Consider the following 25,474-nt stretch of genomic DNA (forward strand, 5'->3'; position numbering starts at 1 on the left):
CCCTCGACCGCGGCAGTCAGGCGAAATCGGCGTCGCGCGGCGCGGTCGGCAGCGCGCTGATGCGCTTCACTTCCGCGCCCTCCAGCCAGTTCGGCGAGCGCGCGACGTAGAGCACCATCGGCAGCGTGTCCTCGCCCCAGAAAATCTGATCGTTGACGAGGAAAGTCGGCACGCCGAACACGCCCATCGCCACGGCGCGGTCGTTATTGGCGCGCAGCTTCGCCTTGACGTCCTCGTCCTCGATGCGCGTTTCCGCTTCCGGCATGCCGACGTGCTGGCATAGTGTGCGAAAACCTTCGGGCGTCGCCGGGTCGCGCCCTTCGCGCCAGATGTAGCGGAAGATCTCGCGCACGCGGGCGATTTCGCCGTCCGCCAGCACGGCGAGCCGCAGCGCCTTGCTCGGATCGAACGGATGCGCCGGCGGCATCCTGAAGGGAATGCCCAGTTGCTCCGCGCGAAAGAGCGCGTGCCGGTAGGTGAAGACGCGCTTGGACGGAATGGTCGCGGCGTGCGGCTGGCCCCATCGGTCGAGCAGCTTCATCAACTGGACGGGCACGAGTTCAAATGGCATGTCCGGCCATTTCTCGTGCTGCTCCAGCAGCAAGTACGAAAACGGCGAAATGAAGTCGAAGAAAAAGTACGGCTGACCACCACTGATCGAATGCGGGGCACTCATGTCACTTCTCCCTGAGTTTCCGTGGCTTTCAGGCGCGGGCGGCGGCTGAAGCCTCAACTATTGTTCGTTTTCCGGTCGTGTCCTGCATGCCGGATGCGGCGCGCGCGGGCATCGCATCTCTTCTTCCGTGTGCTCCTTTAGATATTACGTGCTGCCTTGTTCCGTGTCTGCCCGCGAAACGACAGCGGGTGCGTCCGTTTGCGCCACGTTGCGCGCGCGCGTCCCGGCGTCTTCTGCGCCTTGTGACGCCGGTGCGTGTGCAAGACGCGTGCGCACGAAGCCGATGTGCTCGCGCAACACATAAAACTGATCCGCGAACGCGAGCGGCATCTTCATGCGATTCACGGCCGTTTCGATCGCGTCGATACGGTCGAGCAGGGCGTCGCGCTGCGCGGTGTCCGGGCCGCTGATCGCTTCCCGCTCGATCGCAATGAGCGCGCCATACCACCGGTAAATGCGCGATTTCACGCGCCACCGGTACAGCCCCGGCACGAGCCGCAAGCCCGGAATCAGCACCACGATCAGCGGCACCAGCACGACGAGCACGCGATCCGCGAGACTCGCCACCCAGAACGGCAGCGTGCGGTAGATGAAACTCTTGCCCGATTTGTAATAGCGCTCGGCGTCGTCGCTGATGCGGAATTCGTGCACGAGCGGCGCGGGAAACTCGTTCGCGCGCTGCAACAGATTGGCGCGGCCGTGCACTTCGCGCGCGGCTTCAATCAGCAGGTCGGAGAGCGCCGGATGCAGGCTGTCGCGCGCGACCAGCTCGGCGGTCGGCGCGATCATGTGGACCGGGCGCGGCGGCAGATTGCGGGCGAAATCGAACGCGCCCATCGGCAGCTCGATTTCGGTGAGATACGGAAAGCGGCGCGCGTAGGCATCGGCCTGAGAGAAATCCATGAAGCGGATGCCCGTCGTGCGCAGAAGTTTGGCCATCGTCGGCGGCTGGGCGGAGTCGCCTGTCAGGAAGACGGCGTCGACCTGGCCGGCTTCCAGCGCTTTCGCGGCTTCGTCACCCGCGAGCGGCAGCAGCTCGGTATCGCCGCCCGGCTCGATGCCGTTCGCCTTCAGAAGCGTGAGCGCCAGAACGCGCGTCCCGCTGCCTTCCGCGCCGATCGCAAGCCGCTTGCCCTTCAGTTCCGACAGGCGGCTGACGACCGCCGAGCCTCGGTAGAACACCGCGAGCGGCACGTAGGACACGCTGCCGAGCGATTCCAGATTGCCGTGCTGATCGTTGGTCGTGCCGGGCTTGGTAAGGCCGCCCTGCACGAATCCGACATCGACGTTCGATTTCGGGTCGTCGAGGCGCGTCAGGTTGTCGAGCGAGCCTTGCGTTTCCAGCACGTCGAGCGTGACGCGGTTGCGCGCGAGGATCGCCTTGTATTTCTGCGCGCTGTTCCAGAACGAGCTGCCTTTCGGCCCGGCCGCGATGGTCAGCGTGCTCGGCGGCGCGGGCTGGATCAGCCGCACGGCGAGCCAGAGCGCGGCGGCGCAGACGAGCAGGATCGGGCCGAAGGTGAGCGCCAGATCGCGCCAGGAGATCGCGACGAAGCGCGCGACGATCTTCGGTTGCGGCCTGCGTCTCGATTGGACGTCCGGATCGTCGTCCGGATCGTGTGCTGAAGGGTGGGTCATCTTCTCGGTGATCGCGAAACTTTGTGCCCACGAGCTTACCTGATCGCGATGCGTCCCCGTCCGCGGAAACCGGCCCGGCGATGCCGCCGCGCGCGCCGCCGAGTGTGACAGACGTGTGTAGCCCCGCGCCGGGCCGGCGGGCGCTGTTGCGCGGGCGCGGCTGCGCGGAGGGCCGCGTCGCTAAATGCTTTGCGCTAATGGCCGCGCTGGGCTAAATTGACGTTCGCCGCCGCACGACATGGCCTTTCTCGCGCCGCAGCCCGCTATGTGGGCATGCGAGCTTCCCGCCGCGAACCGGCGAAGGGCGCGCCAAGCATGCGCCATGCGGCAGGACATATTCGAGCCGACGGGTTTTGCCGCCCGACCAAACGGCCGCAGTTTGTTTCGTTTCGCCATTCTCTCGCAGCACCGTGAGCCGCATTCGCCGGCTTGCCGCCGCTATGCCCGTGCGCCTTCGGGCAACGGGCGCGCGCGGCCCCGGTGAGTCACCCAGTCGTAAGCCCTGCCGCTGGGAATGCGGCCCGGATTGGAAGTGCAAAACGAGCGGAGTTGCATCTGTGCGAAGTCAACAAGCGAAACAAAAGGAGAAATCATGAAAGCAGTCGATCTGTTGAAGGCGCTGGGCGTGGTGGTGTGCGTGGCGGTGGCTTCGAGCGCCTATGCCCAGTCGAGCGACGCGGCGGCCACGAGCACCGAGTCGGCGGCGGCGACCAAGGCCCAGAAATCGACGGTCAAGAAGGAAGACCGCAAGCTCGGCTACGCGGTGCGCCGCGCGCTGTCGAAGGCGCAGGGCTTCGACGTGTCGAAGGTGTACGTGCGTGCGCGCAGCGGCGCGATCACGCTGACCGGCACGGTGCCGGAAGGCGGCCAGATCGCCCAGGCGGAAGAAATCGCGAAGGGCGTGGCGGGCGTGAAGTCCGTGTCCAACAAGATCACGCTCGGCGTGCAAGGCGGCGGGCAATAACCGGGTCGCAGGCGGCGGGTGGCATCGCGTGATGCCGCTTTCTCCGCTTCTCTCGCGGGTCCAGGAACGGGCTCCGGCATTCCCGCCGGAGCCCGTTGTCGTTTGCAGCGTGGCGCGCGCTCAAGGCGGCGCGCGACGGACAGGGAAACTCAGCAGCGACTCGTCATTCATTAGACGCGATACTTTTAACGACGGCCGCATGCTCGCAGGCTCGTTGCACCCATGAGGTTGCACCACTCGAACGGAACGAAAGGCGGAGGCAGACAATGAAAAGATGCGCGCGTTTCCAGAGGTTGCAGACTGTGCCGCGCCCGGCGTCGATCAGCGCGTTCGCGATGCTCGCCGCGTTAGCGCTCGCCGCCTGCCACGGCGGCAGCGATGACAACAACGGCGGCGGCACGCCGACCAACACGTTGCCGAATTTCGTCGCGGGCTCGGTGAACACACAGACTTACGACGGCGTCTCCGACGATCTGCTGACGGCCGGTCTCGGCAAGACGGGCCTGGCTTCGACGACCGCGCCGGGGATAGCGAACAACGCGGCGCCCACGGCGGCCGAACTGCGGCGGCTCGCCATCTACTCGAACTATCGCGCGCTCGTCGACATGTCGGCGAATGGCGGCTATGGCCGCTTCTGGGGGCCGAACGTCGATCTGAACGGCAACGACACGCTCGGCGAGGGCAAGATCGCGGGCAAGGAATACATCGCCTACGCGGACGACGGCAGCGGCACGCAGAACGTCAGCCTGCTCGTGCAGATTCCGGCGAGCTTCAATCCGGATCAGCCTTGCATCGTCACGGCGACGTCGTCGGGATCGCGCGGCGTCTACGGCGCGATCTCCGCGGCGGGCGAGTGGGGGCTCAAGCGCGGCTGCGCGGTCGCCTACAACGACAAGGGCGGCGGCAATGGCGCGCACGAGCTCGCGACCAGCCTCGTCACGATGATCGACGGCACGCTCGCCAGCACCACGCTCGCCGGGACCAAGGCCATCTTCAAGGCGAACGTGAGCGCGTCGTCGCTTTCGTCGTTCAATTCGGCTTTCCCGAACCGCTACGCGTACAAGCACGCGCATTCGCAACAGAATCCCGAAGCGAGCTGGGGCAAGAACACCTTGCAGGCGATTCAGTTCGCGTACTGGGCGCTCAACGACATGTTCGGGCCGGTGAGCGGCTCGACGCATCAGGTGCGCTACAACAAGGGCGACATCACGACGATCGCGTCGTCGGTGAGCAACGGCGGCGGCGCGGCGCTGGCGGCCGCGGAGCAGGACACCGACGGCTGGATCACGGCGGTCGTCGTCGGCGAGCCGCAGATCAATCTGAATCTGCCGCCGCAGGTTTCGGTGCGGCAGGGCGGCGTGCCGGTCGGCTCGTTCGGGAGGCCGCTCGCGGACTACACGACGCTCGCCAATCTGCTGCAACCATGCGCGGCGCTCGCGCCCGCCGCGGCCGGCGCGCCGTATCTGACGACGCTTCCGGTCGCGACGACCAACGCGATCCGCACGGCGCGCTGCGCGACGCTCGCCGCGAACGGGCTCGTCTCGGGCGGCAACACGGTCGCGCAGGCCACCGACGCGCTGAACCAGCTTCATCAGGCGGGTTATCAGACCGATTCGGATGCGCTCCAGGCGCCGATGTGGGACTCGCAGGCGGTGCCGGCCGTGGCCGTCACTTACGTCGATGCGTACATGAAGGCGAGCGTGCTCGACAACCTGTGCAACTTCAGCTTCGGCACGACCAACGCGGTCACGGGTGCGGCGGGCGTGGCGCCAGTCGTCTCGCCGATGCCGACGATCTTCGGCAACGGTAACGGCATTCCGCCGACGAACGGCATCAACCTCGTCTACAACGCCGGCACGGCGGGCGCGGCGGATCATCGCTTTGCCACGCCCGATGCCAGCTATCTCGGCGCGGCGTGTCTGCGCGGCCTATGGGCGAACGGCAATGCGACGATGGTCGACAGCGTGAACGCCATCCGCGTGAATGCGAACCTGCGCGGCAAGCCCGCGATCATCGTGCAGGGCCGCGCGGACGCGCTCGTGCCGATCAATCATGCGTCGCGCCCGTACCTCGGCGCGAATCGCGTGGCGGAGGGCAACAAGAGCCAGCTTTCGCTCTACGAGATCGCGAACGGCCAGCATTTCGACGCCTTCCTGTCCGTGGCGGGCTTCGACACGCGCTTCATTCCGGTGCATTACTACGATATTCAGGCGCTCAACCTGATGTGGAATCACCTGAAGAACAATGCCGCGTTGCCGCCCTCGCAAGTAGTGCGCGCAGTGGCGCGTGGCGGCACGCCCGGCTCGGCGCCCGCGCTCACGGCGTCGAACCTGCCGCCGATCGCGAGCGATCCGGGCGCGAACGCGATCACGGTGGGCGGCGGAACGGTGAACGTGCCGAATTGAACGCGGCGTCCCGGACCGGCGCTCAATGCGCCGGTGCGGACGCCGCGTTCGGCGCCGATGCGGCCACTGCCTCCGATGCGGCCGCTTGCGCCTGGCGCTTCGTTTCGGCCGCGGCATCCGATGCCTGGATGGCCGTCGCGGCTTCGGGCGTCTGCACGACGATCGGCGTCGGCGTGAGTTCGGGCGAACTGACGATGAGCGAGGGCGCGAGCGGCTTGCTCTTCACCTCATCGGACGCGATGGGCGAGCTGCGCGGCACCGTATTGAGGTAATGGCTCATCAGGTTGAAGAAGCGGTCGTAGAACTTGCCCGCGGGCACGGTCTCGCTCGAAATCTTGACCATCGCATCGCTGTTCGAACGGATCGGCAGCGAAAGCGAACCGAGCACCGAGAGGCCGACGCTCGCCGAGGTATCGCTCTTCTTGAGCGCGTAGCCGTCCTGCACGGCGTTCACGTAGGCGATGCTCTGGTTCGTCGCGTTCTCGCCCGGCGTGCACACGACGTGGAACGAGACGGCGACGTGCGTATCGGCGTTCGGCTGGAAATTCTTGGTGGCGTCGACGCTGTCGGGCTGGCCCATCGTCGTGAGAAAGCCTTGCGAGAGCAGTGCGCGGCGCGCGGCCTCGCAGGTTTCGTTGACGGTGGCGTCGAAGTTGTGCGCGAACGGGCTCGCGCCCGTGGTGAACAGTTCCTGCTGATAGCTCGGCGTGACCGCGCCGCGGCCTCCGCACGCGGCGAGAGCGACGAGTCCGAGAGAGGCGAGGGCGAGACGCGGGGACGGCATGGGCATGAGAGGCGGCGGGTCCAGAATTTGTGTCAACGACGGACACAAATTGTAGACCCGCCGGACTGGCCGATGAAAAAGCACAGTCTAAAAACATCGTCGAATCTATCGCTTACAGCGTGATGGAAGGCGCTAACTTCGTCGATTCATCGCTTCGAGTGCGATCGTATGGATTACGGACGGCTGAAGTCGACCGGGTTCGCCGCCGACGGACGCACGATGCGATCGATAAAGCTCAGACGGCTCGCATGCCCCGACGCCGACGCGTCTTCTTCCGCACCGCCAAACGACGATGCAGCGACGCCTTGCTGCGCATTGACGCGCGCCTCGGCGGCCTGGATGTCGGCGGGGTAATTGGTCTGGTCGCCGGTCGGGTTATAGCCGGCGCGTTCGAGCTGGACCAGCTCGGCGCGCACTTGCGCGCGGGTGACGGGACCGTCTTCGCGCGCCTGGGCGAAACTGGGCACGGCGAGCACGGCAGCGATGGCGAGGGCGGGAACGAGTGACTTGAACATGATGACCTCCGAATGCTGATTTAGGGAACGTTGCGGGTGGTGAGGTGTCTCTCCACTGCTTCGTCGTTGAGAAGCAGTCTAAGCCGCAGCGTCCTAGGTAAAAACCCTGATCTGAACAAATCAGCCTTCGCGAATCAGCATTAATCGCGTCTATCGGGTGCTCGGTCTTCATTGTTTATATTGAAGTCGATGCGCGCGATGCCTTGTCCTACGGGATTCCCCGCTCGCTCCCCTCCTTGAAATTGTCAAACTCGGTCCATATAATTGGCACTCACTGCACGAGAGTGCTAACAAGATTGCCGTCCGAAGAGAATGTTCTCCTAGGACGGGTTTTCCCGCGTTTTCAGTCTCAATCAAGAGAGGAGTGTGTATGAACCTTCGTCCTTTGCACGATCGCGTTATCGTCAAGCGTCTGGACCAGGAAACCAAGACCGCATCGGGCATCGTGATTCCGGAAGCTGCGGCTGAGAAGCCGGATCAAGGCGAAGTCCTGGCCATCGGCCCGGGCAAGCGCGATGACAAGGGCGCGCAAATCGCGCTCGACGTGAAGGTCGGCGACCGCGTGCTGTTCGGCAAGTACGCCGGCCAGACCGTCAAGGTCGACGGGCAGGAACTGCTCGTCATGCGCGAAGAAGACATCATGGCCGTTCTGGTCAAGTAAGCATCCTTCCTGCACGTTCGGCTTCGCGCGATCTCGCTTTCTCAAGCGCCGCAGCGAAGCCTGCACACTGAATAGACTCAAGGAGTTTGGATATGGCAGCTAAAGAAGTCACTTTTGGCGATTCCGCACGCGCCAAGATGGTCGAAGGCGTGAACATCCTGGCCAACGCGGTCAAGGTCACGCTGGGTCCGAAGGGCCGCAACGTCGTGCTCGAGCGCTCTTTCGGCGGCCCGACGGTCACGAAGGACGGTGTTTCGGTCGCGAAGGAAATCGAACTGAAGGACAAGCTCCAGAACATGGGCGCGCAGATGGTCAAGGAAGTCGCTTCCAAGACCAGCGACAACGCAGGTGACGGCACCACGACCGCTACCGTGCTCGCGCAATCGATCGTCCGCGAAGGCATGAAGTACGTCGCATCGGGCATGAACCCGATGGACCTGAAGCGCGGCATCGACAAGGCTGTTGCAGCCGCAATCGAAGAACTGCGCAAGATCAGCAAGCCCTGCACGACCAACAAGGAAATCGCACAAGTCGGCGCGATCTCGGCGAACAGCGACACGTCGATCGGCGATCGCATCGCTGAAGCGATGGACAAGGTCGGCAAGGAAGGCGTCATCACCGTCGAAGACGGCAAGTCGCTGCAAGACGAACTCGACGTTGTGGAAGGCATGCAGTTCGACCGCGGCTACCTGTCGCCGTACTTCATCAACAACCCGGACAAGCAAGTCGCCGTCCTCGAAAACCCGTTCGTGCTGCTGCACGACAAGAAGGTTTCGAACATCCGCGATCTGCTGCCGGTGCTGGAACAAGTTGCAAAGGCTGGCCGTCCGCTGCTGATCATCGCTGAAGACGTCGAAGGCGAAGCGCTGGCGACGCTGGTCGTCAACAACATCCGCGGCATCCTGAAGACCGTTGCTGTTAAGGCTCCGGGCTTCGGCGACCGTCGCAAGGCCATGCTGGAAGACATCGCGATCCTGACCGGCGGTCAAGTGGTTGCGGAAGAAACCGGCCTCACGCTCGAGAAGGCAACGCTGGCTGAACTGGGCCAGGCGAAGCGCATCGAAGTGGGCAAGGAAAACACGACGATCATCGACGGCGCTGGCGAAGCCGTGAACATCGAAGCGCGCGTGAAGCAAGTGCGCACGCAGATCGAAGAAGCAACGTCGGATTACGACCGTGAAAAGCTGCAAGAACGCGTGGCCAAGCTGGCCGGCGGCGTTGCGGTGATCAAGGTCGGCGCTGCGACCGAAGTCGAAATGAAGGAAAAGAAGGCACGTGTCGAAGACGCACTGCACGCAACGCGCGCAGCGGTGGAAGAAGGCATCGTGGCTGGCGGCGGCGTTGCGCTGATCCGCGCTCGCAAGGCGATCGAAGGCGTGAAGGGCGCGAATGCGGACCAGGACGCTGGCATCAAGATCGTGCTGCGCGCAATGGAAGAGCCGCTGCGTCAGATCGTCACAAACGGCGGCGAAGAAGCATCGGTGGTCGTGGCGGCGGTTGCTCAGGGTTCGGGCAACTACGGCTACAACGCGGCGACCGGCGAGTACGGCGACCTGGTTGAAGCCGGCGTCGTCGACCCGACGAAGGTCACGCGCACCGCGCTGCAAAACGCGGCATCGGTGGCAGGCCTGCTGCTGACGACCGACGCAGCCGTTGCCGAACTGCCGAAGGAAGATGCTCCGATGCCTGGCGGCATGCCCGGCGGCATGGGCGGCATGGGCATGGACATGTAAGCAGGCGAAAGCCGATTACATCGGCGCGGGTCTCGAAAGAGGCTCGCGTCATGCCAAAAGAAAACCCGCAGCGATGCGGGTTTTTTTTCGCCTAGTTCTTTTCGCCTAGTTCATTTGTTCATCTCATCGCGCAACTTCTGCGCCGCGGCCTTGTAGTCGTACGTCGGATAAAACTCCGTGCGATAGCCACCCCAGGCGGTCGTTTCGATCGCCCGGTTCACTTCGCGCAGGCGGTCTGCGGGCACGCGCAGCGTCACGACTTGGCCGATGCCCATCATCACGTACCACGACACCACTTCGATGCCCGGCGGCGGGAACGTCTTGAAGTAGCCCTGTTCCTTCAATTGCTGATTGATCTGCGGCAGCGTCTTCGATTCGTCGTGCTTGAGGAAGATCGTCAGCAGGAAGGTGCCGTCGCCCGCGGGTGTGGCGTTCTGCGCCTGACCCGGCGCGCTGAAACCAAGCAGTGAGGCGAGCAGCGTGGCTCCGATCAGGCGTGCAAGACGTTCTGCCGGTTTTCGCATCGGGCAATCCTCCAGAGAGTCAGACCTTGTGGTGAATCCGCAAGCGCTCCATCAGATGCAGCGCATTGGGCTGCGCGTTGCCTTCCGCCGTGTTGTCGAAGACGCACCAGACCTCGGCCGTCTTCTTCGCGCGCGCGTGCAGCGTGTGGGCGAGATCGTCGAGGTAGGTGTAGTTGTAGGAAGACTTGTAGAGCTCGGGCGAGCCGTGCAGCCGAACGTACACGAGCGAGGTGTCCGCGCGATGCTTGATCTCGCAATCGTCGGGAATCGGGTCGGCGTCCACGTAGGCGATGTGATGCGCCTTCAGCAGCGCCGCCGCATGCGTGGTGAACCAGCTTTGTTCGCGCGCCTCGCACGCCACCGGCAGCTTCGTGCGCTCGCGCAGCGCCTTGAAAAATGTCTCGGCGATTTCATGATCGAAGGGCAGGCTCGGCGGCAGTTGCACGAGCCAGCAGCCGAGCTTGTCGCCGAGTTGCCCGGCCGCGTGAAGAAATTCGTCGAGCAAGGCTTCGGAGTTCGCGAGCCGCGCATCGTGCGTGATCGCCTTCGGCAGCTTGACGGAAAAGCGGAACGAATCGGGCACGCTCTCCGCCCAGTGCGCGTAGGTCTGTTCGCGATGCGGCTTGTAGAAGCTGGTGTTGATCTCGACGCACGTGAGCACGTGCGAGTAGCGTTCGAGATGCGTGCCTTCGTGCGGAAAACTGGCCGAGACGGCGCTCGACAGGCCCCAGCCCGCGCAGCCAATGCGGATCGCGCCTTGCGGGCCGGGCTTGTGCAGATGGGGCAGTCGATATGGCATGCGCTCGCGTGGCCTCCCTTATTGAATTCGTCGACGCGGAAATCTTTGACGCGAAATCAGTGGCGCGCTTCTCCGGGCAGTCCGGGCGGATCGTCGGGCAGCGAGGACGCGTCGCTGTCTTCATCCGCGTCGTTCGAACGCGCCCAGAAGAAGCGGTCCGGCAGATACGCGCCCATGCCGGGGCGGAACGCGGCGCGTGCGGCCTGGAAGACGTATTCCTGCGCCTCGCGCGCGGCCTCGGCCGGCTCCTGGCCGTTGGCGAGCAGCGCGGCGACCGCCGAGCCGAGCGTATCGGTCAGGCCCATGATGCGTTGCACGCTGCGCTCCCACGTGTCCTGCCGCACCTGGCCCTCCTCGCTGTAGAGCGTGTTGACGTGCCGGTGCGTGCCGGTTTCCATCGCGAGCACGTACTCGCAGCCCTGCGCGAGGATGTGCGAAATCGCGGAATCCAGCGTGGGCGATTCGGCGTCGCTGTCCGGCTGCGCGAGTTGCAGTAGCGTGGCGTGATCGGCAATCAGCATGGTGGTTTGCGGCACGAGCAGATCGGCGAGCGATTCGCGCAGCTCGTCGGCGGACAGAACGTGTTCGTCGTCGAGCGTGAAATCCGGCGCGAGGATCAGCGGCACGTCGTCGTAGTCGGAAACGACTTCGGCGATGGCGGACACGAGTTCCGCGCGCGTCGCCGCGCCGATCTTGAAGGCGGCGATCGGCATGTCCTCTAGCAACATGCGCGCCTGGGTCGCGACGGCATCCGGGTCGAGGCCCGTCACTTCGTCGCAGGTCGCGGAGTCGCGCACCGCGTAGCCGGTGAGCACGGTCGCGCCGTGGCAGCCCATGCTGGCGAGCGTCAGCAGGTCGGCTTGCAGGCCCGAGCCGCCCGTGGGGTCCGAGAGGCCGAAGGTGAGTACGATCGGTGGGGAATCGCCGGTCATGGCAAAAGCGGACATTATGGTATTGGATGCTTGATTGGACGATCGGCGTAAAGCGGACCCGTCCGCGCCCTAAGCGCGTGAGCGGATGCCCGCCCGGTCATGTCTGATTATGCGTCCTAATGCCGCCCGGCTGTTTTCTTTGCGCACTTTTTTCCGGCGCGCTAGCCTTGGCACGGCAACCCGCATGACGGCCGTTTCGACCGATGTCACGCCGCGCGCGATTGCGGGCGGGCAGCTTGCTAGGCATCGACACGGCAACACGGTACCATCATGTCCTAATTTCAACCGACCAATCGACGCGGCATAAGTATGGAATACAGAAGCTGGATGTGCCTGATCTGCGGCTGGATCTACGACGAGGAGGCGGGATTGCCCGAAGAGGGCATCGCGCCGGGCACGCGCTGGGAGGACGTTCCGATCAACTGGACCTGTCCCGAATGCGGAGCCCGCAAGGAAGATTTCGAGATGGTTCAGATCTGATCTTGTCGTTCTGCCGCGCCGCATGACTCGCGTCATGCGGCGCGCGTTTTTTGCGGGCCGCGTTCCGCTGCGGCGGCGCGAGGCGCGTGCGGCTCGCGCGGTTTTCTGGTTTTGCAGCGTAACGCGAGTTCGTTGCGGCGAAAGAGGGCGCGAAAGCGTCGGCGGAGCGCATTCGATTCCCGCACCGGTTCGTTAGCGCATACGCTTGAAGCAGGCGCGGTGAGCGGCGCGCGGATCGCTCGCCGCACGTCGCCGTTTATCGATCGTGCAATCCAAACCGCGCGCGACGGCGATCCACCGCCGCGCCGGTGAACCGGCTTGTGAGCGCTTGTTATGACTTCTCGTCCCGATCTGCCCGTTGCATTCGAAGCCCTGCCCAATCCGCGCGGCGGATCGGTGCGACTTGCCGAAATGGCGCTCACCGACGCGCTGCATGCGTTCCAGCGTCAGGGCGAAACCGGCGCCGCGCTGAAACGCGCCATCGCCGCGTTGCATTCGGCGGGCTGGCTGCCCGCGCAGCGTTTCGCCGAGGCGCTCGCGCTCGTCGCGCCGCTCGGCGAGGAATCGGAGGGAAGCCGCGCGCGCATTGCCGAGGCGCTCGCGGTGTTCCGCGCGGCGGTCGAGCGCCACAATCTGCGCGAGTTGGCCTGTTCGACGGCGCTTTTCGAACACTATCGCGGGCTGCATGCGCTGCTCGCGGCGCACACGCGCGTCGCCCCGGTTTCGTACGACGATCTCGCGCTCGCCGGCCGTGCGATTGCCCCGGCGACGTTGCGCGGCTTCGCGCCGGCGCGGCTCGCGCACGTGCGGGCGCATTACGAGGAGACGCTGCTCAAGCTGCTGCGCGGACCGGCCGAAGCCTCCGCGGACTCTTTTGCGCGCCTCGACGCCTGTCTCGACGAACTGCGAGGCTCCGACCCCTACGATTTCTGGCGGCTCGCGTCTTCCACGGTGCGGGCGCTGCGCGAGCGCGCCGAGCGCAACGGAGCGGAACTCGACCATATTGCCGATGCAAAGCGCCTGTACGCGCGCTTCAACCTCGTGCTGGCCGATCAGGCGCACGCGCTCTCGTACGCGCCGCGCTCGCTCGTGCGCGCGACGCTCGCGCTCCTGTGGCGCGATTTCGCGCTGTACGGCGCGGCGCCCGAAGACGCCGAACACGTCGACGTGCTGCGCGACTACGGTCTGACGGTGGCGTGGCACGTGGCGGCGACGCAGGCATCGGAAGCGGCCTGGGAAGAGGGCGCGGCGCGGGCGAGCGAGGAAGCCTCGCGCGACGCCCCGACGCGCGATCTCGGCGTGCTGCGCGTCAACGCCGCCGCCTACGAGGACTTCCTGCAGAGCGCGGAAACCTCGATCGACGCGCTTGTCGAGCGCGGCACGCAGGCGAGCGAAACCGGCACGGTGGACGAAGCGGCGGCGCTTTCCGCGGCGGACGCTTCGCACCGGCTGGGCGCGGCGGCCTGCGCGCTCGGGCTTGGGCACGTTGCGCTCCTCGCGGACACGCTCGGCCTCGCGTGGCGGCGCGTCGCGCATCATGGCGAAACGCACGCCGATGGCGCCGAAGGCGCAACGCGCGGCCTCGACGCCACCGTGCCCGAACGCGCCGCGCAAATGTTGCGCTCGATGCTGCATCAGGCCGCCGCGGGCATCGCGCCGTCCGAAGGCCGCGGATCGATCGTCGCGCTGACGTCGATGATCGAGCGGCCTGCGCCCATCACGCGTTAATCATCATCCCGTTCGTCGGGTGCGGTTTGTCTCGCGCCCGGCCCGCGCACGACGTCGTAGCGTGCGAGCGTGCGGTTTCTTGCTGCGCCGTGATCGACGAGCGGCTGCGGATAATCCGCGCCGAGCGCGATCTTCGCGGCTTTGAGCGCGTCGGGTTTTGCGAGCCACGGCGCGTGGATGTCGCGATCCGACAAACCGGCGATCTCCGGCACGTAATGGCGGATGAACTTGCCCGCGGCGTCGAACTTCTTCGACTGCGTGACCGGATTGAAAATGCGGAAGTACGGTTGCGCGTCGCAACCGCTCGATGCGGCCCATTGCCAGCCGCCGTTGTTGTTCGAAAGCTCGAAGTCGTTCAGCAGCGCTTCGAAATACGCTTCGCCGCGCCGCCAGTCGATGCCGAGATCCTTCGTCAGAAAACTCGCGACGACCATGCGCAGGCGATTGTGCATATAGCCTGACGCATTGATTTGCCGCATCGCCGCATCGACGATCGGATAACCGGTCTGTCCGGCGCACCACGCCGCGAAGTTCGCATCGGCGGCGTCGCCGGTCTCCCAGCCGATGCGATCGTATTCCGGCCGGAACGCGCGATGATCGCCGGGCAGGCCGACGTGCGTAAAATGATGCAGCACGGAGAAATAGAACTCCCGCCAGATCAGCTCGCCCAGCCACGTTTCGGCGCCCTTGTCGCCGTGGCGTTGCGCATCGTGCGCGCTGCGGGCGAGCGCGCGGATCGACACCGTGCCATGCCGCAGGTGCACGCCCAGATAGCTCGGGCCTTTCTGCGCGGGAAAGTCGCGCGTGCGGCCGTAGTCGGACATGCGTTCGCGGAAGTCGTCGAAGAGTTCGAATGCGCCGCTCGTGCCGGCGGGGAAGGCGGGCGCGTGGGCGTCCGAAAAGCCAAGCGCGGCCAGCGACGGAATCGCATGCCTTGCGGTCGCGGGCGGCCTCGCCAGCGCGTTCAGACGATCTTCCGACGCATACGGCGTGAGCGCGTCCGGCGTGAGCGTCTGGAGCCATTTGCGCTTGTACGGCGTGAAGACGGTGTACGGCTTGCCGGCGCGTGTCATCACATCGTCGTGATCGAAGACGGCCTGATCCTTGAAGGTGAAGAACGCGATGTCTTGGCTCGCGAGCTTTTGCCCGACCGCTTCGTCGCGTGCCTTGGCGGCCGGCTCGTAATCGCGGTTGGCGAAAACGGCGTTCACGCCGCAGTCGCGCGCAAGCGCAGGAATGTCGTGAAGCGGATGCCCATGCAGTGCGATCAGCCCGCCGCCCGCCTCGCGCAGCGTGCGGTCCAGCTCGACGGCGCTCGCATGAATGAACGGCACGCGGCGATCGTTTTTGTCGAGCGGCGCGAGAATCTCGCGATCGAAAACGAAGGCGCACAGCACGCGGCGGCACCGTGTAAGCGCATGATAGAGTGCAGCATTGTCTGCTGCGCGCAGATCCCGCCGAAACCAGACCAGACCCACATCGAAGTCCGCCATCTCGTAGCGCCTTTGTTAAAATTCTGAATTATGTCCAAGACTTCCGATCGCATCAATTTGACGAATCAGTTCCTGATCGCCATGCCTTCCATGGTCGATCCGACGTTTTCGGGAACGGTGGTCTATCTTTGCGATCACACCGAGAAAGGCGCGCTCGGCCTCGTCATCAACAGGCCGACCGACATCGATCTCCAGTCGCTTTTCAACCGCATCGATCTGAAGCTCGAGATCGAGCCGCTCGTTCATTTGCCCGTGTATTTCGGCGGCCCCGTGCAGACCGAGCGCGGCTTCGTGCTGCACGAAGCGGGCGAGGGCGAACCGTATAGCTCGTCGATGAGCGTGCCCGGCGGCCTCGCCATGACCACGTCGAAGGACGTGCTCGAAGCGGTCGCGAGCGGCAAGGGCCCCGAGCGCTTCCTGCTCACGCTCGGCCACGCCGGCTGGGGCGCGGGCCAGCTCGAAGAGGAAATCTCGAAGAACGGCTGGCTCACCGTGGAAGCCGATCCGCGCATCATTTTCGATGTGCCCGCCGAAGACCGTCTCGAAGCCGCGCTCTCGCTGCTCGGCGTGTCGCGCTCGATGTTGTCCGGCGAAGCAGGGCACGCATGAGCCGGGAAGCCACGCTGCTGGCATTCGATTACGGCGAGAAACGCATCGGTGTCGCCGTCGGCAACACGCTCACGAAAAACGCACGTGCGCTCGTCACGTTGCACAATCTCAACCGCGAACATCGCTTCGTCGAAGTGGGCAAGCTGCTCGACGAATGGAAGCCCGACGCTGTGGTGGTTGGCATGCCCATGCATCCCGATGGCACGCCGCACGAAATGAGCGCGCTCGCCAAGCGCTTCGGCAATCAGGTGAACGGCCGTTTCAACGTGCCGGTGCAATGGGTGGACGAGCGCTATTCGTCCGTCGATGCCAAGGCCGATCTGCGCGAGCGCGGCGTGCGCGCCAACGCGCGCGGCCGCTTCGACGAGATCGATGCCGAGGCCGCCCGCGTCATCCTTCAACAATATCTCGACGGACTTGCCGACGATCATGAGTTCCATTGACGCCGAGGCGCTCTACCGCGCGCTCGTCGACCAGATTCGCGCCGCGTTCGGTCAATCGCTTGCCGCGCCGGATGGCCCCGTGCTCGCGGGCATCTATAGCGGCGGCGTGTGGCTTGCCGAGCGGCTCGCGAAAGACCTGAACGCGCCGAGCTTCGGCGTGGTGAACGTCGCGCTGCATCGCGACGACTACGCGAAAAAAGGCTTGCACAGCCAGGCGCGCCCGACCGACCTGCCTTTCGATGTGAACGGCCGGCGCATCGTCCTGATCGACGACGTGCTGTCCACGGGCCGCACCGTGCGCGCGGCGATCAACGAGCTGTACGACTATGGCCGTCCGGCGTCGATCGATCTCGCGGTGCTCGCCGATCGCGGCGGGCGCGAAATGCCGATCTGCGCGTGCTTCACCGGCGGCACGGTCGATGTGCCGGCGAGCGCGAATCTCGTGCTCGCGCGCCGCGACGACAACACGTTCACTTTCACGACCGAGCCGCGCGCAAACTGACGCGCGCTTCGCGTTTCCAGAAACACCGGGATCATCATGAACACTGCTATTCAGGGCGCAGCCGAATCGGGCGCGCCTGCCTCTGACAAGTTCCGGTACGGCTTTCTCAAAGGCAATCCGCAGCTCACGAAGAACGGCGAGCTGAAGCATCTGCTCACCATCGAAGGATTGCCGCGCTCGATCGTCACGCACATTCTCGACACCGCCGAGCAGTTCGTGAGCGTCACCGACCGAGAAGTGAAAAAGGTGCCGCTTTTGCGCGGCAAGTCGGTGTTCAACCTTTTCTTCGAGAACTCGACGCGCACGCGCACCACGTTCGAGATCGCGGCGAAGCGCCTCTCGGCGGACGTGCTGAACCTGAACATCAACGCGTCCTCGACGAGCAAGGGCGAATCGCTGCTCGACACGATCAACAATCTCTCCGCGATGCACGCCGACATGTTCGTCGTGCGTCACGCGTCGAGCGGCGCGCCGTATCTGATCGCCGAGCACTGCGCGCCGCACGTGCACGTGATCAACGCGGGCGATGGCCGTCATGCGCATCCGACGCAGGGCCTCCTCGACATGTACACGATCCGCCATTACAAGCGCGACTTCACGAAGTTGCGCGTGGCGATCGTCGGCGACATTCTGCATTCGCGGGTGGCGCGCTCGGACATTCACGCGCTCACCACGCTCGGCGTGCCCGAAGTGCGCGCGATCGGTCCGCGCACGCTCTTGCCGGGCAATCTCGATCAGATGGGCGTGCACGTCTATCACAACCTCGATGAGGGCCTGAAGGGCGTCGACGTGATCATCATGCTGCGCCTGCAGAACGAGCGCATGAGCGGCGCGCTGCTGCCGTCCGCGCAGGAGTATTTCAAGAGCTGGGGACTCACGCCCGAGCGCCTCGCGCTCGCCGCGCCCGACGCCATCGTGATGCACCCCGGACCGATGAACCGCGGCGTCGAAATCGACTCGCAAGTGGCCGACGGCCCGCAGTCGGTCATTTTGAATCAGGTGACTTTCGGCATCGCCGTGCGCATGGCGGTGATGGGCATCGTGGCTGGGAATAGCGACTAAACATGAAGATTCAAATTCAAAACGGCACGCTCATCGATCCGGCCGCGGGCACCGAAGCACGCAAGGACGTGTTCATCGCAGCGGGACGTATCGTCGGGATCGGCGAGGCGCCGGCGGATTTCCACGCGGCCAAGGTGATCGACGCGAGCGGGCTGCATATCGCGCCGGGTTTCGTCGATCTGTCGGCGCGGCTGCGCGAGCCGGGTTTCGAGCACAAGGCGACGCTCGAATCCGAAATGGCTGCGGCGATGGCCGGCGGCGTGACGAGTCTCGTGTGCCCGCCCGACACCGATCCGACGCTCGACGAGCCCGGTCTCGTCGAAATGCTCAAGTTCCGCGCGCAGAAGCTGCATCTGGCGCATGTGTATCCGCTGGGCGCGCTCACGATGGGCCTCAAAGGCGAGGCCATCACCGAGATGGTCGAGCTGACCGAAGCGGGCTGCGTGGGCTTCTCGCAGGCCGATAACCCGATCGTCGATACGCGCACGTTGCAGCGCGCGCTGCAATACGCGACGACCTACGGTTACGCCGTGTGGCTGCGCCCGCAGGACGCGTACATGTCGAAGGGCGGCGTGGCGGCGAGCGGCGCGGTGGCGTCGCGGCTCGGACTGTCGGGCGTGCCGGTCGCGGCGGAAACCATCGCGCTGCATACCATCTTCGAACTGATGCGCGTGACGGGCGCGCGCGTGCATCTGTCGCATCTGTCGTCGGCGGCGGGCGTCGAGCTCGTGCGCACGGCGAAGGCCGAAGGGCTTGCCGTGACCTGCGACGTGACCGTCAACCATGTGCATCTGACGGACATCGACATCGGATACTTCGATGCGCAATTCCGTCTCGATCCGCCGCTGCGTCAGCAACGCGACCGCGACGCGATCCGCGCCGGTCTCGCCGATGGCACCATCGACGCGATCTGCTCCGATCACACGCCGCTCGACGACGACGAAAAGCTCCTGCCCTTCGCCGAAGCGACGCCGGGCGCAACCGGCCTCGAACTGCTGCTTTCGCTGACGGTGAAGTGGGCGCGTGAAGCGAACGTGCCGCTCGTGAACGCGCTGGCGCGCATCACGTCCGCGCCCGCCGACGTGCTCAAGCTGCCCGCGGGCCGCATCGCGACGGGCGCGCTCGCCGATCTCTGCGTGTTCGATGCCGCGAGCGACTGGCGCGTCGATCCGCAGAAGCTCAAGAGCCAGAGCCGCAATACGCCGTTCCTCGGCTACGAGTTGCCGGCGCGCGTGCGGGCGACGATCGTCGGCGGACACGTCGCTTACGAGAGCCGCTGATCATGTGGCTCGCCTGGCGCAAGCTGCGGCTGCTCGTCCATTTGCTGCGCGGCATGTGGCTCGTCGCGACGCGGTTTCCGCGCGCGTCGGCGGCGGAGCGCATGCGGCTGAACCGCGCGTGGTCGATCGAGATGCTGCGCCTTGCGGGTATGAAGCTCGTCGTCCATAACGACGAAGCGCGGCTCGATGCGGGCGCGCTCGTCGTCGGCAATCACATTTCGTGGATCGATATTTACGTCATCAACGCATGGCGTCCGACGCCGTTCGTGTCGAAGGCGGAGATTCGCAAGTGGCCGGTCGTCGGCTGGCTCGCGCATCAACTGGATACGGTGTTCGTGCAGCGCGAAAAGCGCAGCGATGCGAAGCGCATCATGCACGAACTCGCGGCGCGCCTCGACGCCGGTGAACTGATGTGCGTGTTCCCCGAAGGCACGACCACCGATGGCCGGTCGCTGCTGCCGTTTCACGCGAACATGTTTCAGGCGGCGGTGTCCGCTTCGTGCCCGGTGCAGCCCATTTGCCTGATGTACGAGGATGCGCAGGGCAGGCAGTCGACCGCGCCCGCGTATATCGGCGACATGACGCTCAACGATTCGCTCAGCGCGCTCCTGCGCGCCACGCCGCTCACCGCGCATCTGTACGTATGCGATCCGCTCGCGCCGGGCGCGGACCGTCGGCTGCTCGCGAGCGAGGCGCAGGCGGCGGTGGACGGGGCGTTGCAGCGCATGCGCGGCGCGCCCGCTGTCGTCGAAACCACGGCCGAGGCGCCGCTCACTTCTTCATCGAGCAGCTCACCTGCGTGAGCACGCGTTGCGCGGGATCGGCGGTCATGCGCACCGCCGATAGCTTGTTCCCCCACACGCAGCCCGAGTCGAGACACAGCACGTTGTCGCGAATCATCAGGCCGAGCGCGGCCCAATGGCCGAACACGATCGTCACATCGCGCGTGCGGCGCTCCGGCACGTCGAACCACGGCATATAGCCGGGCGGCGCGGCGTCGGGGCCGCCGTTGTTGGCGAATTCCATCGCACCTTCACGCGTGCAGAAGCGAATGCGCGTGAGCGCGTTGTAGATCACGCGCAGGCGATCGATGCCGGTCAGTGTATTCTCCCATCGATGCGGCTCGTTGCCGTACAGCGACGCGAGCGTCTCTTTCCAGTTCGGCGCGCGCAACGCCTTCTCCAGCTCGTTCGCGAGTTCCATCGTCATCGTCGCGTCCCATTGCGGCACCACGCCCGCGTGAACCATCAGAATGCCGTTCTCGAAATGCGCGACCGGCTTGTGCCGAACCCATTCGATGAGATCGGCGGCGTCGGGCGCGTCGAGAATGTCATCGAGCGTGTCGCCTTTTTTCGGCTTGCGCAGACCCGCCGCGACTGAAAGCAGATTCAGATCGTGATTGCCGAGCACGACGGTGGCGCGCGAGCCGAGCGCGATCACTTCGCGCAGGGTTTGCAGCGACTTCGGCCCGCGATTGATCAGATCGCCTGCGAACCAGAGCGGCGTTGTCGGATCCGGCGCGGCTTTTTTCAGGAGACGCTCGAAAGGGTCGCAGCAGCCCTGAAGATCGCCGAAGACGAGCGGGGCGGTGGAGAGGTCGAGACTGGAGGTGAGGGCGTCGGTCATCAGGGATTACGGGTTTTCAAGGAGCGCGAACCGGCTCAAGTGCGCGATATCCGCGCATTATGAAACACGCGATGAATATCTGCGGTCAGACAAAATAATGGGAAGGCGGCGTGCGATGACACTTTTTGCAGCCTCGTGCAACCATAAATAGCTAGCTGTATCAAGTTGTTAGTCGTGTAGTTTTTGCATGGCATGGCCTTATAATTAGCGGTTGACCAAAAGGCGACGAGAAACAGGTTCGGATCGGTCATACATTCCGACCTTTCACAAAACAGCGCCAGGCAGGCAAGTTTTTCTATACTCGAACGTGCGTTCGGGCTTACAAGCTGGCTGAAGTCAGCAAAGAGGGCTTTTATGATTCTCGTGACGGGCGGCGCCGGTTTTATCGGCGCCAATTTTGTTCTGGATTGGCTCAACGCTTCGGATGAACCCGTTCTCAACGTCGACAAGCTGACGTACGCGGGCAATTTGGGAACGCTCAAGTCGCTCAAGGACGACGACCGTCACGTGTTCGCGCGCGCGGACATCTGCGACCGCGCTGCGATCGATGCGCTGCTGGCCAAGCACAAGCCGCGTGCGATCCTGCATTTCGCAGCCGAGAGCCATGTCGATCGTTCGATCCACGGCCCGGCAGATTTCGTGCAGACCAACGTCGTCGGCACGTTCACGCTACTCGAAGCTACGCGCATGTACTGGTGCAAGCTGCCCGAAGACGAGAAGCAGGCGTTCCGCTTCCTGCACGTCTCGACGGACGAAGTGTTCGGCTCGCTGTCCGCCACCGATCCGCAGTTCTCGGAAACCACGCCCTATGCGCCCAACAGCCCGTATTCGGCCACGAAGGCGGGCTCGGATCATCTGGTGCGCGCGTATCACCATACGTACGGCCTGCCGGTCCTCACGACCAATTGTTCGAACAATTACGGTCCGTACCAGTTCCCCGAGAAGCTGATTCCGCTGATGATCGCGAACGCGCTCGCGGGCAAGCCCTTGCCGGTTTACGGCGATGGCCAGAACGTGCGCGACTGGCTGTACGTGGGCGACCACTGCTCCGCGATCCGCGAAGTGCTCGCGCGCGGCGCGCTGGGCGAGACGTATAACGTCGGCGGCTGGAACGAGAAGAAGAACCTCGAAGTCGTGCATACGCTGTGCGACCTGCTCGATAAGGCTAAGCCGAAGTCGAGCGGTTCCTATCGCGATCAGATCACCTACGTGAAGGATCGCCCCGGCCACGACCGCCGCTATGCGATCGACGCGGGCAAGCTGGAGCGCGAGCTCGGCTGGAAGCCGGCGGAAACCTTCGAAACCGGTCTCGCGAAGACGGTTCAGTGGTATCTGGACAATCAGGCGTGGGCTGACGAGGTGGCTTCCGGCGAATACCGGAAGTGGGTCGAGACGAACTACGCGCAGCGTGCGTGAGGAGTTGAACATGGCGCGCAAAGGCATCATCCTCGCCGGCGGGTCCGGCACGCGGCTTTATCCGATCACCCATGCGGTGTCGAAACAGTTGCTGCCTGTCTATGACAAGCCGATGATCTACTACCCGCTGTCCACGCTGATGATCGCGGGCATTCGCGACGTGCTCGTCATCTCGACGCCGCAGGACACACCGCGTTTCGAGTCGATGCTCGGCGACGGCAGCCAGTGGGGCATGAATATTCAGTACGCGGTGCAGCCGTCGCCGGACGGGCTCGCGCAGGCGTTCATCATCGGGCGCGAGTTCGTCGGCAATGAACCGTCGGCACTGATTCTCGGCGACAACATTTTCTACGGGCACGACCTTGCCAAGCAACTCGAGAGCGCGGACACGCGCACCGACGGCGCGACGGTTTTCGCCTATCACGTGCACGATCCCGAGCGCTACGGCGTGGTCGAATTCGACCAGCAGTTCCGCGCGCTGTCGATCGAGGAAAAGCCCGCGAAGCCGCGTTCGAACTATGCGGTCACGGGTCTTTATTTCTACGACAACCAGGTGTGCGACATCGCCGCGGACATCAAGCCTTCCCCGCGCGGCGAGCTTGAGATCACGGACGTCAATTCGCGCTATCTCGAACAGAAGAAGCTCGACGTCGAGATCATGGGGCGTGGTTACGCGTGGCTCGACACGGGCACGCACGAGTCGCTGATCGAAGCGGCCACCTTCATCGCGACGTTGCAGAAGCGCCAGGGTCTCGTGGTGGCGTGTCCCGAGGAAATCGCGTACCGGAAGCGCTGGATCGGCGAGGAGCAACTGCTCGCGCTCGCGAAGCCGCTTTCGAAGAACGCCTACGGTCAATATTTGCTCAATCTTCCCAAGGATCAAGTCGCATGGCCATCCAGGTAACGGCAACGGCGCTGCCCGAAGTCAAGATCATCGAGCCGAAAGTGTTCGGCGATGCGCGTGGCTTCTTTTACGAGAGCTTCAACGCGCGTGAATTCGCAGAGCACGTCGAGAGCGGTGTCGAGTTTGTGCAGGACAATCATTCGCGCTCGGCAAAGGGCGTGCTGCGCGGACTGCATTATCAGATTCAGCATGCGCAGGGCAAGCTCGTGCGCGTCGTGGAAGGCGAAGTGTTCGATGTCGCGGTCGATGTCCGCAAGAGTTCGCCGAACTTCGGCAAGTGGGTCGGCGTGAACCTGTCGGAGGAGAATCACCGGCAGTTGTGGGTGCCGCCGGGTTTCGCGCACGGCTTCGTCGTGCTGTCGGAGTCGGCGCAGTTTCTCTACAAGACGACGGATTACTGGTTCCAGGCGCATGAGCGCAGCATCGTGTGGAACGACCCGGAGATCGGCATCGAATGGCCGATCGACTTCGAGCCGCTGCTCGCGGCGAAGGATGCGGCGGGCAAGCGGTTGGTTGAAGCCGAGGTGTTTGCATGAGGATTCTGGTCACGGGCGCAAACGGGCAGGTCGGCTGGGAAGTTGCGCGCAGCGCGTCGGTGCTCGGCGAGGTCATCGCGTGCGATCGCGCCCGGCTCGATCTCTCGCAGCCGCACACGCTGCAGGCCGCGCTCGATGAAATCCGGCCCGATGTCATCGTCAATGCCGCGGCTTACACCGCAGTCGATCGCGCGGAGCAGGAAGAGGCGCTCGCCAATGTGATCAATGGCGAAGCGGTCTCGGCGCTGGCCCGCTGGGCGCGCAATGCGAATGCCCTGCTGATCCATTACTCCACCGACTACGTGTTCGACGGCACGAGCGAGCTTCCGTATGTCGAGTCGGCGCCCACTTGCCCGCTGAATGCCTATGGCCGCAGCAAGCTGCTGGGTGAAGAGGCCCTGGCAGCGGAAGGCGGCGACTATCTGTGCTTCCGCACGACCTGGGTGTACGGCGCGCGCGGCAAGAACTTCATGTTGACGATGCTGCGGCTTGCCCAGGAGCGCGAAGCGCTGCGAGTGGTCGCCGATCAGTTCGGTGCGCCGACATCGGCACGCCTGATCGCCGACCTCACGGCGCATGTCGTCGCCGGGGCGATGCGCGAACGGGCGCAAGGCGCGTTCGCGAGCGGTCTCTACAATTTGACGGCATCCGGCAGAACCAGTTGGCACGAGTTCGCATCGTCGATCATCGAGACGGCGCGCAATCTCACCAGCGAAGGCACGATCAAGACGACGAGTATCGAGGCGATTCCGGCCGACGCCTATCCGGTGCCGGCGAAGCGGCCGGCCAATTCGAGTCTTGACGGCGCGGCGTTCGATGCACGATTCAGGTTGCACCGTCCCGATTGGCGAGTCTCGATGGTTCAGGCGATACGCGACGCACTGTCCGTGTGATTCGCAGGCATCTCCCGAACCGTCAGTCTTTCAACTTAGAGGACGTATGCGTCGCATCAATCCCGCCAGTCCCTTGTCCGTGATTCATTCACTGGTGACGGAACGCGGCCTGATTCTGCAGTTTGTGAAACGCGAAGTTGCCGGCCGCTACAAAGGTTCGTTTCTCGGCGTTTTCTGGTCGTTCGTCAATCCGCTGCTCCTTCTGAGCGTATATACGTTCGTCTTCGGTGTCGTGTTCAAGTCGCGCTGGCGTCCGACCTCGACCGATCATTTCGAGTTTGCCGTGGTCATGTTCGTCGGCATGCTGACGCACGGACTGCTGGCGGAGTGCCTGACGCGCTCGCCCGGACTGGTCGTTTCGAACTCGAACTTCGTCAAGCGCGTGGTATTTCCGCTGGAAGCGTTGACGTGGATCACCATCGGAACCGCGCTCTTTCATCTGTTCATCGCATCGATCATTCTCGTCGGTGCGATCCTCGCGTGGCAGCAGCATATTCCGGCGACCGCGCTGCTCGCTCCGCTCATTTTGATTCCGTACATCTTCGCGATTGCTGGCGTCACGTGGTTCATGATGTCGCTCGGCGTTTTCCTGCGCGACATTGGGCAGGTCGTCGGCATTTTCACGTCGCTCCTGATGTTCCTGTCGCCCGTTTTCTATCCGATTGCCTCGGTGCCTGAAGCGTTCCGGCCGATCATTTATCTCAATCCGTTGACGTTCATCATCGAGCAGATGCGCAATGTGCTGATCTGGGGAAATGCCCCGGACTGGGCGGGCCTCGCCATCTATCTATTGTGCGGATACTTTTTTGCATGGGCAGGACTCTGGTGGTTCGAGCGGACGCGTCCCGGCTTTGCCGACGTCTTGTAACGG

At 64.4% G+C, this 25,474-nt stretch carries 26 protein-coding genes; 17 read left to right on the forward strand and 9 right to left on the reverse strand.

Going from position 1 to position 25,474, the window contains the following annotated elements:
* Window positions 1-16 precede the first annotated feature (16 nt).
* Complete coding sequence (locus LY284_RS00360; RefSeq protein WP_233383916.1) at window positions 17-676, reverse strand: 2-hydroxychromene-2-carboxylate isomerase; 660 nt, start codon at window positions 674-676, stop codon at window positions 17-19.
* A 144-nt stretch (window positions 677-820) separates the two neighbouring features.
* Entirely contained in the window at window positions 821-2,314 is a 1,494-nt protein-coding gene (locus LY284_RS00365; protein ID WP_233383925.1) for a TAXI family TRAP transporter solute-binding subunit, read from the reverse strand.
* 592 nt (window positions 2,315-2,906) lie between these two features.
* Between LY284_RS00365 and LY284_RS00370 the strand changes: the two genes are divergently transcribed.
* Together LY284_RS00370 and LY284_RS00375 are read left to right on the forward strand one after the other, a co-directional pair.
* Window positions 2,907-3,278, forward strand: a complete 372-nt coding sequence (locus tag LY284_RS00370) for a BON domain-containing protein (RefSeq protein WP_041730599.1) — start codon at window positions 2,907-2,909, stop codon at window positions 3,276-3,278.
* 335 nt (window positions 3,279-3,613) lie between these two features.
* Window positions 3,614-5,683, forward strand: coding sequence for a 3-hydroxybutyrate oligomer hydrolase family protein (locus LY284_RS00375; protein WP_375294250.1), 2,070 nt, complete (start codon window positions 3,614-3,616; stop codon window positions 5,681-5,683).
* A 22-nt stretch (window positions 5,684-5,705) separates the two neighbouring features.
* On the opposite strand, the gene LY284_RS00380 is transcribed toward LY284_RS00375, so the two are convergent.
* On the reverse strand, window positions 5,706-6,473 hold the full coding sequence (locus LY284_RS00380; RefSeq protein WP_014192155.1) for a DUF2242 domain-containing protein: 768 nt from the start codon (window positions 6,471-6,473) through the stop codon (window positions 5,706-5,708).
* A 167-nt stretch (window positions 6,474-6,640) separates the two neighbouring features.
* Window positions 6,641-6,982, reverse strand: a complete 342-nt coding sequence (locus LY284_RS00385) for a DUF4148 domain-containing protein (protein WP_233383937.1) — start codon at window positions 6,980-6,982, stop codon at window positions 6,641-6,643.
* Between the two features lie 370 nt (window positions 6,983-7,352).
* Here LY284_RS00385 and LY284_RS00390 point away from each other — a divergent pair, with 370 nt between their 5' ends.
* Window positions 7,353-7,643, forward strand: a complete 291-nt coding sequence (locus tag LY284_RS00390) for a co-chaperone GroES (protein WP_006999126.1) — start codon at window positions 7,353-7,355, stop codon at window positions 7,641-7,643.
* Between the two features lie 92 nt (window positions 7,644-7,735).
* Window positions 7,736-9,376, forward strand: a complete 1,641-nt coding sequence (gene groL, locus LY284_RS00395; RefSeq protein WP_014192153.1) for a chaperonin GroEL — start codon at window positions 7,736-7,738, stop codon at window positions 9,374-9,376.
* Between the two features lie 110 nt (window positions 9,377-9,486).
* Here groL and LY284_RS00400 read toward each other — a convergent pair whose 3' ends face one another.
* The 3 genes from LY284_RS00400 to LY284_RS00410 are packed head-to-tail and all read right to left on the reverse strand — an operon-like array spanning window position 9,487 to window position 11,631.
* Window positions 9,487-9,900, reverse strand: a complete 414-nt coding sequence (locus LY284_RS00400) for a hypothetical protein (RefSeq protein WP_014192152.1) — start codon at window positions 9,898-9,900, stop codon at window positions 9,487-9,489.
* Window positions 9,901-9,919: 19 nt separating this feature from the next.
* Window positions 9,920-10,699, reverse strand: coding sequence for a DUF72 domain-containing protein (locus LY284_RS00405; protein ID WP_053568685.1), 780 nt, complete (start codon window positions 10,697-10,699; stop codon window positions 9,920-9,922).
* A 56-nt stretch (window positions 10,700-10,755) separates the two neighbouring features.
* Window positions 10,756-11,631 (reverse strand): hydroxymethylpyrimidine/phosphomethylpyrimidine kinase, encoded by an 876-nt coding sequence (locus LY284_RS00410; protein ID WP_014192150.1) that lies wholly within the window; start codon window positions 11,629-11,631, stop codon window positions 10,756-10,758.
* A 309-nt stretch (window positions 11,632-11,940) separates the two neighbouring features.
* On the opposite strand from LY284_RS00410, the gene LY284_RS00415 reads away from it, so the two are divergent.
* Both LY284_RS00415 and LY284_RS00420 read left to right on the forward strand, forming a co-directional pair.
* On the forward strand, window positions 11,941-12,111 hold the full coding sequence (locus tag LY284_RS00415) for a rubredoxin (RefSeq protein WP_025527884.1): 171 nt from the start codon (window positions 11,941-11,943) through the stop codon (window positions 12,109-12,111).
* A 333-nt stretch (window positions 12,112-12,444) separates the two neighbouring features.
* Complete coding sequence (locus tag LY284_RS00420; protein WP_233383939.1) at window positions 12,445-13,839, forward strand: hypothetical protein; 1,395 nt, start codon at window positions 12,445-12,447, stop codon at window positions 13,837-13,839.
* Here the strand turns inward: LY284_RS00420 and LY284_RS00425 are convergent.
* Window positions 13,836-15,332: a deoxyribodipyrimidine photo-lyase gene (locus LY284_RS00425; RefSeq protein WP_233383946.1), complete on the reverse strand. Its 1,497-nt coding sequence runs from the start codon at window positions 15,330-15,332 to the stop codon at window positions 13,836-13,838. The two genes, LY284_RS00420 and LY284_RS00425, sit on opposite strands and share 4 nt — an antisense overlap.
* 30 nt (window positions 15,333-15,362) lie before the next feature.
* Here LY284_RS00425 and LY284_RS00430 point away from each other — a divergent pair, with 30 nt between their 5' ends.
* The 6 genes from LY284_RS00430 to LY284_RS00455 are packed head-to-tail and all read left to right on the forward strand — an operon-like array spanning window position 15,363 to window position 20,031.
* Window positions 15,363-15,941 (forward strand): YqgE/AlgH family protein, encoded by a 579-nt coding sequence (locus tag LY284_RS00430; protein WP_014192146.1) that lies wholly within the window; start codon window positions 15,363-15,365, stop codon window positions 15,939-15,941.
* Window positions 15,938-16,384: a Holliday junction resolvase RuvX gene (gene ruvX / locus LY284_RS00435; protein WP_053568682.1), complete on the forward strand. Its 447-nt coding sequence runs from the start codon at window positions 15,938-15,940 to the stop codon at window positions 16,382-16,384. Before LY284_RS00430 ends, ruvX begins: the two co-directional genes overlap by 4 nt.
* Window positions 16,371-16,886, forward strand: coding sequence for a bifunctional pyr operon transcriptional regulator/uracil phosphoribosyltransferase PyrR (gene pyrR / locus LY284_RS00440; RefSeq protein WP_014192144.1), 516 nt, complete (start codon window positions 16,371-16,373; stop codon window positions 16,884-16,886). The genes ruvX and pyrR overlap by 14 nt, the downstream gene beginning before the upstream one ends.
* A gap of 36 nt (window positions 16,887-16,922) precedes the next feature.
* The gene (locus LY284_RS00445; protein WP_014192143.1) at window positions 16,923-17,948 is read left to right on the forward strand and encodes an aspartate carbamoyltransferase catalytic subunit; all 1,026 of its coding nucleotides are present in this window, start codon (window positions 16,923-16,925) and stop codon (window positions 17,946-17,948) included.
* A gap of 2 nt (window positions 17,949-17,950) precedes the next feature.
* The gene (locus LY284_RS00450) at window positions 17,951-19,228 is read left to right on the forward strand and encodes a dihydroorotase (protein WP_233383955.1); all 1,278 of its coding nucleotides are present in this window, start codon (window positions 17,951-17,953) and stop codon (window positions 19,226-19,228) included.
* 2 nt (window positions 19,229-19,230) lie between these two features.
* A complete protein-coding gene (locus LY284_RS00455; RefSeq protein ID WP_053568678.1) occupies window positions 19,231-20,031 on the forward strand; it encodes a 1-acyl-sn-glycerol-3-phosphate acyltransferase in 801 nt (266 codons plus the stop codon).
* Here LY284_RS00455 and LY284_RS00460 read toward each other — a convergent pair.
* Window positions 20,000-20,854, reverse strand: coding sequence for a symmetrical bis(5'-nucleosyl)-tetraphosphatase (locus tag LY284_RS00460; RefSeq protein WP_233383957.1), 855 nt, complete (start codon window positions 20,852-20,854; stop codon window positions 20,000-20,002). The genes LY284_RS00455 and LY284_RS00460 overlap by 32 nt on opposite strands.
* 354 nt (window positions 20,855-21,208) lie before the next feature.
* Here LY284_RS00460 and rfbB point away from each other — a divergent pair, with 354 nt between their 5' ends.
* From rfbB to LY284_RS00485, 5 genes are read left to right on the forward strand one after another with little or no spacing between them, the layout of a single operon-like run.
* Window positions 21,209-22,270, forward strand: coding sequence for a dTDP-glucose 4,6-dehydratase (rfbB, locus tag LY284_RS00465; protein WP_233383977.1), 1,062 nt, complete (start codon window positions 21,209-21,211; stop codon window positions 22,268-22,270).
* A gap of 10 nt (window positions 22,271-22,280) precedes the next feature.
* A complete protein-coding gene (gene rfbA, locus LY284_RS00470) occupies window positions 22,281-23,174 on the forward strand; it encodes a glucose-1-phosphate thymidylyltransferase RfbA (RefSeq protein WP_233383979.1) in 894 nt (297 codons plus the stop codon).
* Window positions 23,159-23,710, forward strand: coding sequence for a dTDP-4-dehydrorhamnose 3,5-epimerase (gene rfbC / locus LY284_RS00475; protein ID WP_233383982.1), 552 nt, complete (start codon window positions 23,159-23,161; stop codon window positions 23,708-23,710). Before rfbA ends, rfbC begins: the two co-directional genes overlap by 16 nt.
* Window positions 23,707-24,603, forward strand: a complete 897-nt coding sequence (rfbD, locus tag LY284_RS00480) for a dTDP-4-dehydrorhamnose reductase (RefSeq protein ID WP_233383990.1) — start codon at window positions 23,707-23,709, stop codon at window positions 24,601-24,603. The genes rfbC and rfbD overlap by 4 nt, the downstream gene beginning before the upstream one ends.
* A 46-nt stretch (window positions 24,604-24,649) precedes the next feature.
* Window positions 24,650-25,471, forward strand: coding sequence for an ABC transporter permease (locus tag LY284_RS00485; protein WP_233383992.1), 822 nt, complete (start codon window positions 24,650-24,652; stop codon window positions 25,469-25,471).
* The last annotated feature ends 3 nt before the right edge of the window (window positions 25,472-25,474 follow it).

This window comes from Caballeronia sp. PC1 (assembly GCF_021353155.1).
Classification (GTDB): Bacteria; Pseudomonadota; Gammaproteobacteria; order Burkholderiales; family Burkholderiaceae; genus Caballeronia; species Caballeronia cordobensis.

Bases quoted from the DNA above. Each gene is read 5' to 3' on its own strand.
- LY284_RS00455 (WP_053568678.1), top strand. From the start codon at position 19,231: ATGTGGCTCGCCTGGCGCAAGCTGCGGCTGCTCGTCCATTTGCTGCGC.
- LY284_RS00425 (WP_233383946.1), bottom strand. From the start codon at position 15,332: ATGGCGGACTTCGATGTGGGTCTGGTCTGGTTTCGGCGGGATCTGCGC.
- LY284_RS00400 (WP_014192152.1), bottom strand. From the start codon at position 9,900: ATGCGAAAACCGGCAGAACGTCTTGCACGCCTGATCGGAGCCACGCTG.
- LY284_RS00370 (WP_041730599.1), top strand. From the start codon at position 2,907: ATGAAAGCAGTCGATCTGTTGAAGGCGCTGGGCGTGGTGGTGTGCGTG.
- rfbC (WP_233383982.1), top strand. From the start codon at position 23,159: ATGGCCATCCAGGTAACGGCAACGGCGCTGCCCGAAGTCAAGATCATC.
- rfbB (WP_233383977.1), top strand. From the start codon at position 21,209: ATGATTCTCGTGACGGGCGGCGCCGGTTTTATCGGCGCCAATTTTGTT.
- LY284_RS00445 (WP_014192143.1), top strand. From the start codon at position 16,923: ATGAACACTGCTATTCAGGGCGCAGCCGAATCGGGCGCGCCTGCCTCT.
- pyrR (WP_014192144.1), top strand. From the start codon at position 16,371: ATGAGTTCCATTGACGCCGAGGCGCTCTACCGCGCGCTCGTCGACCAG.
- LY284_RS00375 (WP_375294250.1), top strand. From the start codon at position 3,614: ATGCTCGCCGCGTTAGCGCTCGCCGCCTGCCACGGCGGCAGCGATGAC.
- LY284_RS00420 (WP_233383939.1), top strand. From the start codon at position 12,445: ATGACTTCTCGTCCCGATCTGCCCGTTGCATTCGAAGCCCTGCCCAAT.
- ruvX (WP_053568682.1), top strand. From the start codon at position 15,938: ATGAGCCGGGAAGCCACGCTGCTGGCATTCGATTACGGCGAGAAACGC.
- LY284_RS00410 (WP_014192150.1), bottom strand. From the start codon at position 11,631: ATGACCGGCGATTCCCCACCGATCGTACTCACCTTCGGCCTCTCGGAC.
- rfbA (WP_233383979.1), top strand. From the start codon at position 22,281: ATGGCGCGCAAAGGCATCATCCTCGCCGGCGGGTCCGGCACGCGGCTT.
- LY284_RS00390 (WP_006999126.1), top strand. From the start codon at position 7,353: ATGAACCTTCGTCCTTTGCACGATCGCGTTATCGTCAAGCGTCTGGAC.
- LY284_RS00405 (WP_053568685.1), bottom strand. From the start codon at position 10,699: ATGCCATATCGACTGCCCCATCTGCACAAGCCCGGCCCGCAAGGCGCG.
- LY284_RS00360 (WP_233383916.1), bottom strand. From the start codon at position 676: ATGAGTGCCCCGCATTCGATCAGTGGTGGTCAGCCGTACTTTTTCTTC.
- rfbD (WP_233383990.1), top strand. From the start codon at position 23,707: ATGAGGATTCTGGTCACGGGCGCAAACGGGCAGGTCGGCTGGGAAGTT.
- LY284_RS00460 (WP_233383957.1), bottom strand. From the start codon at position 20,854: ATGACCGACGCCCTCACCTCCAGTCTCGACCTCTCCACCGCCCCGCTC.
- groL (WP_014192153.1), top strand. From the start codon at position 7,736: ATGGCAGCTAAAGAAGTCACTTTTGGCGATTCCGCACGCGCCAAGATG.
- LY284_RS00450 (WP_233383955.1), top strand. From the start codon at position 17,951: ATGAAGATTCAAATTCAAAACGGCACGCTCATCGATCCGGCCGCGGGC.
- LY284_RS00485 (WP_233383992.1), top strand. From the start codon at position 24,650: ATGCGTCGCATCAATCCCGCCAGTCCCTTGTCCGTGATTCATTCACTG.
- LY284_RS00365 (WP_233383925.1), bottom strand. From the start codon at position 2,314: ATGACCCACCCTTCAGCACACGATCCGGACGACGATCCGGACGTCCAA.
- LY284_RS00385 (WP_233383937.1), bottom strand. From the start codon at position 6,982: ATGTTCAAGTCACTCGTTCCCGCCCTCGCCATCGCTGCCGTGCTCGCC.
- LY284_RS00380 (WP_014192155.1), bottom strand. From the start codon at position 6,473: ATGCCCATGCCGTCCCCGCGTCTCGCCCTCGCCTCTCTCGGACTCGTC.
- LY284_RS00430 (WP_014192146.1), top strand. From the start codon at position 15,363: ATGTCCAAGACTTCCGATCGCATCAATTTGACGAATCAGTTCCTGATC.
- LY284_RS00415 (WP_025527884.1), top strand. From the start codon at position 11,941: ATGGAATACAGAAGCTGGATGTGCCTGATCTGCGGCTGGATCTACGAC.